Origin of the sequence: Marinoscillum sp. MHG1-6 (genome assembly GCF_024714475.1) — a bacterium.
Lineage (GTDB): Bacteria > Bacteroidota > Bacteroidia > Cytophagales > Cyclobacteriaceae > JAMZMI01.
Window position 1 is genome coordinate 25,585 of the sequence record NZ_JAMZMI010000002.1, and the last position, 13,321, is coordinate 38,905.

A 13,321-nucleotide genomic window follows, 5' to 3' on the forward strand; every position below is an offset into this window, starting at 1 on the left:
ACAGGCTAAAAGAGCCAACGTAAGAAGTGTAATTGAACAATATTTAATACTGTCTAAAATCATTCTACAGGTTTGGGTTTTCTGAAGTAAATGGTACAGCCGGCAGGTCCGCTCCGTTGACCAAATTCAATGGCATTGGATCATTTGCCCAGGCATATCTCAGTTTAAGGGGCCCACTCATACCTTCAGTATTTAAAATGACTTTGTTACCTTCAACCTCTCCCGTAACCGGCTTGAACTCACCATCTATCTCCGCCAACTCAAAACCGAGCACTTTTTTCATACCATCGCTGGTGTGTAATCCTTCGCAATGGTCAAAGGAGATGGTCATGGTGCCTTTCTTGTTTTTGAAAGACTTAATCATAGGACCGGAGTTTACTACATCCTTATCATAGGCTATCTTCATAGCCGAAAGCCCCAGGCGCACTCCAACGTCCTTTTTATTAGCCGGGTGTATATTATCCGACTCACCTATATCTATGGCAACCGCCATACCCACATTATCAAGCTCCAATGCAGCCAACTGAGCATTTCTCAACTGGGCATAGTATTCACCTTTTTTGGAGGATGGGTACCCATAATTGGCCAACTGAACGAATAGAAAAGGCATATCATCATTATTCCATGCTTCTCTCCACTGGGCGATCATGCCTTTAAACATGTCATCATAGATATCTGCTTCCTTTACGTTACTCTCACCCTGATACCAGATAACTCCTTTGATCGACATTGGAATTACCGGGCTCACCATTCCATTGTAAAGCAGTGTCGGATAATCATTTGGATGAAGTCGGTAAGGAGGCTCCGGGAAATCGGCCGGCGTACCCAAACAATATTTCCAGTCTCCAGCCAGAGATGTCTTTGCCTTCCCGGATTTTATATAGAGCTTATCAGCACCACTTCTAAAGCCGCCAATGGTCTTCTTATTTTTTACCCTGATCGTGATTTCATTTTCCCCTGCCACCAATACATCAGGAGATATTTTATAGAGTCGTTCCAGGTCCTTGGTAGTGCTTTCCCCAACTTTCTGACCGTTGATGAAAGTAATATCTTCATCATCCACGCGTCCAATACTCAGTTGAAGATCACCTGCCAGCTCCTCCTCCCCTAATTCAAACTTTCTCGTCACCCAGACAATGCCCGTTCTTGGGTTGATCGGCACGTCTTTCCAGTAAGTAGGAATATGAATGAGATCCCAGGCGGACTTGTCGTAAGAAGTTTTGAACCATTCCTCCTTCGAACCGGCATCCTGAGCTTCCATATCATCCAACCAACTGTAATAAGCATCTTTTCCCTCGCGATTCATTTGGTCAGCATCCATTCCCTCCATTTCAGTCAATTTCTCTTCGTATTGATCAAAAGGCTTAATGGCAGCTTCACCCATCCAGGATTGTACGTTGGTTCCACCCCAGGAAGAGTTAATAAGTCCAATCGGCACGCCAAGGTTTTCCTGAAGGTATTGTCCGAAAAAGTAACCTACAGCTGTAAAATCTTTCATAGAGGAAGATGAGCATATCTCCCATCCTTCTGTTTTGACATCATCTTGCGGTTGGGCACTCATAGTGCGCCTCACTGTCAACAACCTTATCATGGGTTGGTCAGGTTTAGCCATTTCTTCTTTGGCCCCGGTAGCATTGGACAGCTTCCACCCCATATTAGATTGACCAGAACAAAACCAGATATCACCATACATGACATCTTTAAGCAGGGTTTCGTTATTACCGTCAACAATTGATACATTGTACGGTCCTCCGGCCTGATGTGCAGGTAATTCAACACTCCATCTGCCAGTTTCTTCCACAGTACTCGAAGCTAAAACACCATCCACCGTAACCTCAATTTCATGACCTGCTTCTCCCCATCCCCAAATGTTGATTGGTTGATCTCTTTGAAGGATCATGTGGTCCGAAAAGACGCCCGGAAGCCTCACCTCAGCAAATAGCTGAGTGAAGATCAGATATCCGGTTATCGCTAATATGTACTTATATACTTTCATTCTGCTCTTTTCTACAATTATTAATGCGCTACTAACAGGTCATAATACTTAACCACGGCATGGGCTCCGTCATCATGCGTTACGAAATAATTTCCTGCCTTGAAATAATTTTCAAAGACACCCCATTTATCCATATCTACTCCTTCATAGACCTGAGTTTCAGAGTCATTGAGGCTGACCTCCAAACGACCTGCAGAAACCTTTACATCAAGGGTAAATGGATCGTGTCCCACTTCTTCATTGAAAAACACTCCTTTGTCCGTCCAGGCATCTGTGTACAACAAGTCGTTGCCGGTGGTCTCAGGATCTCTTAGGTATTTCACCCGAACTTCAACCTTTCCGTAAGTCCACAATATCTTCAGTACCGGAGGAGCGTTTCTATCCTTCGCACCTATGGCCTCTTGTTGTTCGGCAGTAAGGATCCCATGAATTTGCATGATAATGATCCGGTGGAATTTTCCCTCTGCATCTTTGGTCACCTCGGGAACAGCCAAAGTACCTCTTAAATGACCCCCTTGTGCAAAAGTCCAGTTCACATGATTGCTTCCCGGCTCCATTTGCTCGCGAAGCTCGGTTCTCGAATAAGTGGAGTTACCAGTAGAGGAACCATTGGAATAACAATAAAATACCAGAGAGCCATCCGTAGAATCATTGCGCATAAAAGGGAGTAGCACTTCATTGGTGGCATAATCCAAAATTTCCGGCGGTTGTACCTCATAGGGTTTGCCATCGGACTCCCTCGGAATGGGCAGGGAGACCTTCCAGTGCGATAGGTCTACCTTTGGCAGGAAGTAATCGATTCCTTCTTGCCCGCTATTAGACTGCTCGCCAGTGGTATCAGAACCTGAAATTGATTGGTCATCATCCTTCAAATTATCTGACACCTTAATATCTCCACTGGGACGCTTCAGATAATCATCTTTTTTGCAACCAGCACCAATCATGGCTTCAAAAACGATTACGGCTACGAACCATAAACCAAAATGAGATACTAAATCACCTATGACCAGAAATCCTTTCATCCTATTCTACAGTTTCTTCAATCTTGAATGAATCAAACCTTGCATCAACGCCCTCATTTGTTAGGAATAAACCAATAGCGTCGTTGTCTCCTGAGTTAAACTGAATAGATGCGGGACGGTACCTTTTATCATAGTCCTCATTACTCAGCTTTAGCGTACTTATTGTTCCACCCTCAACCTGGGCCTTACTCTGAACGTCGCCATTCAAAATGGATACAGTCAAACTTCCCGCTGGCTCACTTCTCAACAGGTAGTAAAATGAAATGGCATAATCCGTGTTTGGTTCCACCCTAACTAGCTGATAGGCAATTCTATCCCCCTCATCAGGTAATTTGCCAGCCTTCACCCCCTCGAAAATGGGGCCATTGGTGATCTGGATGGGTCCACCCAAAGACTTGTTCAACCAATTGTCCCTAAAGCCTGTTTCTCCTTCTTCTTCAAAACCAGCATTCAAAATGACTGGCTTTCTCTTACCATTTTCGTTTGTATCCGAACCAGTAGCCTGTTCGCCTTTAGGCATAAATGCCAGTGATACAAATAGTACAAATACCATTAAAATCGATTTCATATACTTCATTTTATAAGCCCGAAGCTCCTGACTCCGGGCTGGTTTAAAAATTATTGATTCACTATCAATTCGAAATCGTCAAAACGACTGGTGTTGTTTCCACCTGCATAGTCATTCGTAATGAATATAACGATTTCAGTGTTGTCACCGGAGTTGAAGTTGAAGCTCGCTGCTACATAACTGCCTGTGCTATGACCACTGGCATCATCAAACGTTTCGGAAGCAACAATTCTACTTGCATCATCAATTACACTTGCATCATCAAATGCTCCATCATAGATGTCCACATAAAGCGTATTACCCGCATCTTGTCTGACAAAGAAATTGAGTGTGTAATCAACATTATCCTGGACGGTCACTACCTGATAGGCCCATCTTCTACTTACCAGAGGATCAGCACCAAATGGAAGCGCTCCACACCAACCGCCGTCACCTGTATTGTCGGAGCTAGACATCTGGATCACCCATGTACCATTACCAAACAGAGCATCTGCACTGGTCTCCAGCGCCGTGTTTCTCCACTCATCACGATTGGCATTTTTGTCTACCAAATCCTTACTGAAAGAAGGGTTGGCAATTTCCGGTGTAATGAGTACCCTGTCCTTAATTTCAATACTTTGAGTAAGCGTATCTTTCGTGCTCGCATTGATTGCGATCAGGCGTACATCATAAGTACCATCCACTGTGAAAGTGTATGATGGGCTTTCGTCTGTAGACGAACCACCGTCACCAAAATCCCATTCATAGGAATCTGCATTCGCTGAAGCATTGGTAAAATGGATTAATTGATAATTTCCTGCGTCAGCCTCATAGCTGTAAGCGGCTACCGGAGGACCTAATGGATCTGTCACCACCACCACATGAGAAATTGAGTCCTTATCTTCATCAGCATCTTCTGCAAACAACCAGACGGTATAAGTACCTTCTGAGGCGTAAGTATGCGATGGAGTGATCTCTACAGACTTATTACCGTCACCAAAGTCCCAAAGGTATTTTGTAGCATTTTTAGAGTTATTGGTAAAGTTGATCGTTTTAAAATCACCCGCTTGCGCTTCATAAGTAAAGCCTGCTTCCGGCACCGTATTCATCATGATCACCACATCCATACTTGTGGTATCCGTATCACCTTTACCATCCATAGCTAACAAACTAACTGTGTAAGTGCCATCAGCACTATATTTATGTGAAGGGTGCTCGACAGAAGTTGTATCTCCATCGCCAAAGTCCCAAACATAACTGATTGCACTAATCGAAAGATTAGTGAAATTGATCAACTGATAATCCGAGCCATCTGGTTCATAACTAAAATCTGCTTCCGGAGGAGTATCATCTCCTAGTGACCCTTCCTCAGGCAAATCCTCTTTGCAACCATAGAAGGTGATTATTACACATAGTACAGCCAGTAAACCAGCCCATACATTCAACTTATATTTTCTATTAATTTTCATTGTTTCAAGATTTTCTTTTGACATGAGTCAGCCGTTCCCGCGGTACAAACCGCGGGATTCAGACTGATATTGACTCACTCCAACTAATTTTTTATAGATATCCCGGGTTTTGGGTCAATAACCCATCACTCGTATCAATTTCTCTTTGAGGTATAGGCATGATCAAATCTGTAGGCGTGAATGTGTCTCCATTACTTGCAGCAATAGCGCCCAAAACATTCTCAGCCTCACCAAACCGGATCAGGTCATAGATATAATGATTTTCGAAAGCCAGTTCTACCCTTCTTTCATTCAGCAACATATCCTTTGTCAGGGTTTCCGAACCATCCGTCGCCAGGGTACTCAAACCAACCCTTGCGCGTACCAAATTGTACGCATCAATAGCATCTGAATTGGTGGTACTAGCATTTCCTGCCATAATTGCCTCTGCTTTTAATAGCAGCGCATCCGCTAACCTCAGCACAATCCAGTCATTGCCACATTGTCTGGCATTACTCGAAGAACTAATGTATTTTCCTACCTCTGTATCTACTAAAGGATTGATAAGCACCGGTAATCTCTCCGTATCATCTCCACTAACAGCTGCTTTAAAATGGTCAGTTACCTGGTTCAGCACAATCGCTCCCACCAGGGTCATCTCGAATGAAAAGTCCTGACTCTCGGTAGTGTTGTCATTTACGAATTGAATATTGAAGATGATTTCCGAGTTATTCTCATTGTAAAATACGTCTGAATAATTGTCAACAAGCGCATAATCAGCATCTGCTGTAACATCATTTAACAACGGTAATGCATCAGCATAATTATCTAATGTTAGGTACACTTTAGCAAGTAAAGTCTTCGCTGCTCCGCTTGTCGCTCTCCCTTCCATCATCTCGGATCTGGAACGCAGATTATCAACCGCAAACTCGAGATCATCCACTATGAATTCCATGGTTTCATCATAGGTTTTACGTTCGAAGAACTCTTTGTCAGACTGAATCACCACCTGATCAATTAATGGTACTCCTCCATAGGTCCTTGCGAGGTTGAAATAGGCAAGTGCACGCACAAATCTGGCTTCAGCCTCGTACTGGTTATACAATGAAGAATCACTTACTACGTCAAGATGTTTCAAAACTGTATTGGCTCTGAAAATAACGTTGTAATTGTATGTCCAGTAGTTGGTTATCGCCACATTGGTTGGTCTAACCTCAAAAGATTCAAATTGCGCCCAATCGCCTTCCCCACTACGACTTTCCGTATTCCCTGATCTCATTTCAGTCAGAGCAAACTCTCTGGATACTACATCCTGAAGACCATCGTACATCGCTATTACTCCGGCTTCTACTTCTTCAGTAGTATTAAAAAATGCATTTTCTCCAATTGCTGATACAGGTTCCAGATCCAGGTCACATGAACCAAGTGCAATTGCTAATGATGCGATGATCGTTGTCTTAAATATATTTTTCATGGCATTCATTATTAAAATTCAAGATTTAAACCGAGGGATACTGATCTGTAAATAGGCGGTACACCTCTCTGATATCCGTAGGTTACGGGCTGAGCCTGCCCTTCGTTGATACCCTCAGGATTCCATCCACGGTATCCATTCGACATGATGTAGATCAAATTCTGCGCACTGGCATAAAACCTCGCACTTCTGATTCCCGCTGCATTGGTGAATTTCCCGGGAAGTGTATAACCGATATTAAAGGTTCGAAGGGCTACATACGAAGCATCCATTACAATGTCATTAGTAAATATTCTCTCACGTACAAAAGCAGCATCCGGAAAATCTCCTGTGTAGTCGCTGCTGCTTGAGAACTGGTTACCGTAATACTGTGGATCCATGTTACGAACTTCGGCTCCCAGGCTTCCCTGAAACATGAAGCTCAAATCCACAGGTCCCATTCTAAAGGTATTTGTAACACTCCAGATCAAATCAGGATATGGAGAGCCCAGGATGGTACGGTCATCATCATCAATTATCCCATCTCCATTCAAATCTTTTACATAAACGTCTTTTGACTCCGAATTGATCGGGTATAAAGGATCCCTGATGTATTCCAGTGGAATATCCTTTTTGTAGACATATCCATAAAAAGAAGATATTGGATGTCCTTCTTTGGCGATCCATTGAGCAGGTCGCTTATCATCTACTACCGAAATCAAACCATCAGCCCCTGCGAAGTCAACAAGTGTATTTTTATTATGAGTTAAAATCACTGATGTGTTCCACTTTAATCTGCGTGAAACCAGATTCCGTGAAATCAATTCAAATTCCACTCCCTTGTTTTCAACCACACCTAAGTTGACCAGCGCTTCAGTAAATCCGGTAATTGATGGGATTTCCTGATATAGCAAGAGGTCTTTGCTACGACGATTATAGACATCAATAGACATATACAGTCGATCATCAAACACGCCAAATTCTAACCCAGGATTATATTCTACCAGCTTCTCCCATCCCAATTCAGAATTGGAAATATTACCAACATTAAAGCCTGAAACCAGACCACCATCTAAAACGGCAGCAATAGGCTCAACTAAACCAATATGTGCATATCGACCAATGCCACTATTTGAGCCGGAAACTCCATAGCTCAACCGCAGTTTTAAAGTTGATATAATCGGGTTATTTTGTAGAAATCCTTCCTCGGATATTCTCCATCCTGCAGAAAATGCCGGAAAAAACCCATACTTTCTATCCGGACCAAATTTGGAACTTCCATCCGCTCTAAAGCTTACAGAAGCCAGATATTTTCCACCATAGGCATAGTTAATTCTGGACAGATACGATACCAGAGCCTCTTCATCGGCACTTGTAGATGCTCCGGTAACATTTGCTGAAGGTATTGTTTGGATGTAGTCAAAATCAAAGCCGGAAGCATCAATGTCAGAGTCGTAACCTTGCCATTTTTCAAAGGTTATCCCGCCAAGAATCGCGAACTCATGATTACCAAAAGTTCGATTATAATTAATCGTATTCTCGTTTACCACGTGAACATCCTCTCCGGTAGCCTGCCTGGAACGTGAGTCTCTGGGACCATTTCTAGTACCCTCGATACCGGTCCAATAGGTGTTTCTTCTATACCGAAAATCGCCTCCGACTGACGTTTTCACGATAAGCCCATCAATGATCTCTGCCGACAAATAAGTATTACCAAATACTTTTGTGTAGTAAAGCCAATTTTCACGCTCCAGTACCATTGACAATGGGTTATTGTTGGAGGTCGAACTGATTGTGGTTCCACCTGAGGCTACAGGCTCCCCGGTCGCAAGATCATATCTATCAAACATTCTTTCCCAGGCATAATCACCTATTTGGGCATCAGCGAATTGTCCATTATTGTAATACGGATTGACATATCTGATAGTATTCTCATCCAGATATAAAGGCGTCCATGGTTGTTGTCTTGTGGCATCGTGCACTCTTAAAGGAAACCTTCTTTGAGAAGTGTAACTTGGGTTGATGGTAGCGCCAAACCGAACTCTTTTGTTCAATTTACTATCCACGGTCATTCTAAAGTTTATCTTTTTGTAAGAGTCCGTTAGCAACACACCCTCATCATCCAAATAGTTGACAGAAGCTCGGAACCTGGTATTCTTTGTACCCCCACTAGCAGAAATCGAATGGCTCTGAATCATACCACCATCCATCATTACTTTTTGCCAGTCAGTTTCTGTTCCGAGTAACATGATGTACTCCATCTTATCTGTCAGCTCGCCATTGTTATTGGCTCTGACAAAATCTGCCCACTCGTCAACTGTTTTAAGAATGTCATTTTCCGGAACAGATTTAAATCCCGTGTATCCATTATAAGTAAATCTGGTGGGTCCCTCTTTTCCTTTTTTGGTAGTGATCATCAATACTCCATTAGCACCTCTCGAACCATAGATAGAAGAAGACGCCGCATCTTTGAGCAATTCAATCGACTCAACATCATTCATATCCACACTTCCTAGGTAATCGCTACCAACAACAATCCCATCAACCACTACGAGCGGCGATCCAGATGAGGAAATGGACCCCTGCCCTCGCACCGTAATGGTGGGTGCTTCTCCTGCCGAAGGATTGGTTTGTTGAATATTGACCCCTGAAATCTGTCCAACCAGTGCATCGTCCATACGTCCGGATGGGATTTGATCAAGGGTTTCATTAGTCACTTTGGATACAGACCCGGTCAAATGGGATTTCTTCTGAGTACCATATCCTACAACTACCACCTCCTCAAGTTCCTGCAAGTCAGGGTCCATTGAGATTTGTAAACTTGTTTGGGAATTAACTTCCGTCTCTACTGTTGTAAAACCAATAAAGGAAGTAATAAGAATGTCATCGGGGTTCGCAGAAATGCTGAAATTACCATCAAGGTCCGTTACCGTCCCACCTTTAGTTCCTTTCACTAAAATTGTCACTCCGGGAAGAGGCTCACCATCACTGGAAAGAACCTGTCCCTCGACGCGTGTTTTTTCCTGTGCCCAGGAAAGCGCTGTGCCCAGCATCAAAAGACACACCAGAATCAAGGATTTACCTCGAATCATGAAATGTAGAGGCTTCATCATACGTTAAGTTGTTTAAGGGTTCTGATAGCAAACAGAAAAACAGACTGGGGGTGACTCCTGGGGATAAAAGGAATTAATTTGCTATCTTTACCCCGCGGATTTGCACTAAGAAAATACTCTTCAGGTTCCAATTGATCGAGAATTTTCAGAAAATCTGCCCAGATGGATTAGCCTTTGCTAATCCATTTTTCTTTATCTATCCGCCATTTATCAATTTGTTTTTTGTCAATGAAAAATTCAGAATATCGCTGAGGTGTTCCCTCATTGCTTCTTCTGCACTATCCGGGTCTCGCTTCTCAATAAATTCTAGAATTTTATAATGCTCATCCAGAGCAGATAAGGGTCGAGACCCCTCACAAACATTATTCTCTTTGAAATAAGTGAGAATATCCGGCGTCACGATCAACATCAAAGACTTTAACACTGGATTTTTACTGGCTTCAGCGATCTTCAGATGGAAAAGCAAATCATGCTCTACCGTATCCTTACCATTTTTTACCGCCTGTTCATAGGTTGTCAGGGCATTGGCGATGCTTACAATGTCTTCTCGTGTATGACGCATCGCTGCAAACTTTGCAGAGTTGATCTCCAATAAAACACGAGTCTCCACCAGGGCATGAAAATCAGTTCCTTCCAACTCAAGAACGTCGGTAATCAAGCCCTCAAGCGCTGTAATCCCAAACCCTGCCACTACGGTACCACTCTGAGGTAGGGTTTTTAGAATTCCATAAAACTCAAGCTTTCTGATGGCATCACGAACATAAGTACGTCCAACACCAAACCTATCACTAAGCATTCTTTCTGAAGGAAGTTTATCACCGGCTTTGAGCTGTCCTGTTGAAATAAGCTCCTTAATCTGCTTAATGATCTTATCAACAGGCTTCTCAATGACGATTTCACTAAAGTTGTTTAATAAATCCATGCTAATTCTAAATTAGTTGACCATAAACTGGTTGACCAATTTAGATATTTAATTTTTAAAACCAAACAAAAGACTTTAAAAAGCAGGGGTCTATTGATGATTTTTTATCAAATCACATAAAAAATATGCGTTTATTATGATTTTGATAACGATTTTATCTGAACTGCAAACCAATGACAATACCAACTCATCAACAGGCTGACATAAAAAAAGCCACTCAGAATGAGTGACTTTCCTATTGCTGGGAGAGGTTAATGCTACTACTTCACGTACCTGCCTTTGGTCAATCTATTGGCGGGTTCTAATTCAAGTTTTTCCATTTCATCCAATATCATTTGAGCCCATACTCTGGCCCCGTATTCAGAAAAATGGGTGTTGTCTATCTTCCCTTCCGGATAATTGGGATGATCTCCTGCCTCCAATTGCAGGTACAGCAGTTTGGACGCTTCATCCCCTAATCGAGTCAGTTCACCACGTGATATGCTATCCATATCTATAAAGTATACCTCCTCTTCCGACCCCACTCTCCTGACAATATCCGCAAACTCTTTATGTGTATCAATTAAAAACCCAGATTCATCAAAATGCCTTCGTGCCACTGATGTGAGCAATATGGGAATCGCCCCTTGTGATTGGGTATCCTTAACATACTTCACAAGGTTTGCCTTAAACTCATCCGGGTTGGTGGATGTCTTTTTCGTTTGCACCTCGTCATTATGACCAAATTGAATGATGACATAATCTCCTTTCTTCAAATCCTTCATGACAACATCCCAACGCCCCTCTTCTACAAAGGATCTGGTGCTTCTGCCGTTTTTAGCATGGTTGACCACGCGAACAGACTCATCAAAGAAAATTGAGAAGGGCTCCCCCCACCCGGTTTCCGGGCGCGCTTTGGTCTCCTTAATTGACATAGTAGAATCTCCAATCATATGAATACTTATCACATCCTTCTGAATAAAGGCCATACAGCTAATGACCATTGCTATGTACACAACTACAGTTTTCATCTTTATCATCTGTTATTTGAAGGTCAGTTCCTCAGCCTCAACCTCTTCTCCGATGAAGACCTTAGACTGATCAATACTATAGCTAGAGCTAGCCGTTCCACTGCCAAAAACTCTCAATGCTCGTTCCATTTCCTCTGAATATTCAAAACCATCAATACTCACATTCTTCCCATTGTATACAGTCAGAGGTGCCCCCTGCTCATTGAGAATGGTCACATTTTTAAAGGTCACCCCATCAACATCTATAAATGTCACTCCCTTTTTCGCGTGCAGCACTGCATTTTCCAGCACTACGTTTTTGAGATTCATTTCTGGTAGCCCTTGAAAAAACCCGGCCACGCTGGATCCGACCGAATTGATATTTTTCATATAGATGTTTCGAAAAGAGGGGGTCTCCTCGGTCACAGGCATAGCCGGTGTTTCCGGGCTCTTATTGCTCTCTTCCTGACCCTCTTCCAATACCGGAGATTGTCCTCCATAGAATAGGTTAAACCGAATAGCTTCAGCCGGAACATTGATCATATCGATATCCGAGATGTAGATATTTTCTACAATACCTCCCCTGCCACGTGTACTTTTGAATCTGAGTCCAATATCCGTTCCCATAAAAGTGCAACTAGAAACATGAAGGTTTCTAACTCCTCCGGACATTTCACTTCCAACCACAAAGCCACCATGTCCATGATATACGATGTTGTTTTTAACAATGACGTTTTCTGTGGGCATTCCTCTTTTCCTTCCATCTTCATTTTTACCTGACTTAATACAAATGGCATCATCTCCCACATCGAAAGTATTATTATAGATCAGCGCATTTTTACATGACTCCAAATCCAGTCCGTCTCCATTTTGAGAGTACCATGGATTACGCACACTCAGGTTTCTGATAATTACATTTTCACACATTAATGGATGGATATTCCAGGCTGGAGAGTTCTGGAATGTTGGGCCATCTAAAAGCACGTTTTTACAGCTGACAATACTTACCATCACGGGCCTCAAAAAATCTTTGATCTCCTCAAGCTGCTCCTTGCTATCGGCATTAGGCACATTAAATGGACCACCGGTATATCCCTTTTTCGATTTTTCTGTAGGAAACCAAACGTTGCCGTCATCACTAAGTACTCCCCCTTTACTAAGGAGTGCTTTCCACTGTCCTTCAGTCATTTTTCCTCTTTTGACAAATCTCCAGGCATCCCCGGCACCGTCAAATGTTCCATTTCCGGTAAAGGCTACATTCTCCAAACCAACGGCATTAATTGGAGAAATACATCTATAGGTCTCTAACCCCTCAAAACTGGTCGCCACCAAGGGGTACGAATCAAAGTCAGCCGAAAACTGAACCAGTGCACCATCCTCCAGATGTATATTGATATTACTTTTCATCTTGATCGGTCCTGTCAGCCAAATTCCCCTGGGAACAATCACTTTTCCACCTCCATTTTCAGAAACATCCTCAATGGCACTGGCAATCGCATCTGAGTTATCAAACAGACCGCCTGGCTGTGCGCCAAAGTCTTTAATGTTTACAGCATAATCCGGGAACGCCGGTGCTTTCACCAGAGGCATTTCAAATTCAAGGTTTGAATAAAGAGATGATGTCTCATCGTTAGTTTCAGAAGTAGACAAAGGGGCTTCCTGGGATCCAGTACAGGCGAAAAGAATGGATAATAATCCGATAACGGGGAAAATGCGCAAAATCATCATTTAAAGATATAGGGTTAAAACCGATTAATGCAATCGATTGTTCTTACAAACATACAAAATGACTTTGAATCATTATTCATACAAAGTCATAGTTTTTAAAAAA

9 protein-coding genes are annotated in these 13,321 nt (G+C 42.6%); all 9 read right to left on the minus strand.

All coding sequences use genetic code 11. The features are described from left to right. Positions 1-64: 64 nt before the first annotated feature. A complete protein-coding gene (locus tag NXR94_RS03975) occupies positions 65-1,996 on the minus strand; it encodes a sialate O-acetylesterase (RefSeq protein WP_258103287.1) in 1,932 nt (643 codons plus the stop codon). 20 nt (positions 1,997-2,016) lie between these two features. Then, entirely contained in the window at positions 2,017-3,018 is a 1,002-nt protein-coding gene (locus NXR94_RS03980; RefSeq protein ID WP_258103288.1) for a polysaccharide lyase family 7 protein, read from the minus strand. A 1-nt stretch (position 3,019) separates the two neighbouring features. Continuing rightward, a complete protein-coding gene (locus NXR94_RS03985) occupies positions 3,020-3,586 on the minus strand; it encodes a hypothetical protein (protein ID WP_258103289.1) in 567 nt (188 codons plus the stop codon). Positions 3,587-3,636: 50 nt separating this feature from the next. Then, positions 3,637-5,034, minus strand: a complete 1,398-nt coding sequence (locus tag NXR94_RS03990) for a PKD domain-containing protein (RefSeq protein ID WP_258103290.1) — start codon at positions 5,032-5,034, stop codon at positions 3,637-3,639. Between the two features lie 91 nt (positions 5,035-5,125). Next, positions 5,126-6,487, minus strand: a complete 1,362-nt coding sequence (locus NXR94_RS03995) for a RagB/SusD family nutrient uptake outer membrane protein (RefSeq protein ID WP_258103291.1) — start codon at positions 6,485-6,487, stop codon at positions 5,126-5,128. Between the two features lie 11 nt (positions 6,488-6,498). Beyond that, positions 6,499-9,579: a TonB-dependent receptor gene (locus tag NXR94_RS04000; RefSeq protein ID WP_258103292.1), complete on the minus strand. Its 3,081-nt coding sequence runs from the start codon at positions 9,577-9,579 to the stop codon at positions 6,499-6,501. 196 nt (positions 9,580-9,775) lie between these two features. Continuing rightward, positions 9,776-10,501: a FadR/GntR family transcriptional regulator gene (locus NXR94_RS04005; RefSeq protein WP_258103293.1), complete on the minus strand. Its 726-nt coding sequence runs from the start codon at positions 10,499-10,501 to the stop codon at positions 9,776-9,778. Positions 10,502-10,761: 260 nt separating this feature from the next. Beyond that, complete coding sequence (locus NXR94_RS04010; RefSeq protein WP_258103294.1) at positions 10,762-11,511, minus strand: rhamnogalacturonan acetylesterase; 750 nt, start codon at positions 11,509-11,511, stop codon at positions 10,762-10,764. A 12-nt stretch (positions 11,512-11,523) separates the two neighbouring features. Continuing rightward, entirely contained in the window at positions 11,524-13,218 is a 1,695-nt protein-coding gene (locus tag NXR94_RS04015) for a glycoside hydrolase family 28 protein (RefSeq protein ID WP_258103295.1), read from the minus strand. Positions 13,219-13,321 lie beyond the last annotated feature (103 nt).

What these genes read in the sequence shown, in the direction of transcription:
- NXR94_RS03975 (WP_258103287.1), bottom strand. Translation starts at nt 1,996, where the DNA reads ATGAAAGTATATAAGTACATATTAGCGATAACCGGATATCTGATCTTC.
- NXR94_RS03980 (WP_258103288.1), bottom strand. Translation starts at nt 3,018, where the DNA reads ATGAAAGGATTTCTGGTCATAGGTGATTTAGTATCTCATTTTGGTTTA.
- NXR94_RS03985 (WP_258103289.1), bottom strand. Translation starts at nt 3,586, where the DNA reads ATGAAATCGATTTTAATGGTATTTGTACTATTTGTATCACTGGCATTT.
- NXR94_RS03990 (WP_258103290.1), bottom strand. Translation starts at nt 5,034, where the DNA reads ATGAAAATTAATAGAAAATATAAGTTGAATGTATGGGCTGGTTTACTG.
- NXR94_RS03995 (WP_258103291.1), bottom strand. Translation starts at nt 6,487, where the DNA reads ATGAAAAATATATTTAAGACAACGATCATCGCATCATTAGCAATTGCA.
- NXR94_RS04000 (WP_258103292.1), bottom strand. Translation starts at nt 9,579, where the DNA reads ATGATGAAGCCTCTACATTTCATGATTCGAGGTAAATCCTTGATTCTG.
- NXR94_RS04005 (WP_258103293.1), bottom strand. Translation starts at nt 10,501, where the DNA reads ATGGATTTATTAAACAACTTTAGTGAAATCGTCATTGAGAAGCCTGTT.
- NXR94_RS04010 (WP_258103294.1), bottom strand. Translation starts at nt 11,511, where the DNA reads ATGAAAACTGTAGTTGTGTACATAGCAATGGTCATTAGCTGTATGGCC.
- NXR94_RS04015 (WP_258103295.1), bottom strand. Translation starts at nt 13,218, where the DNA reads ATGATGATTTTGCGCATTTTCCCCGTTATCGGATTATTATCCATTCTT.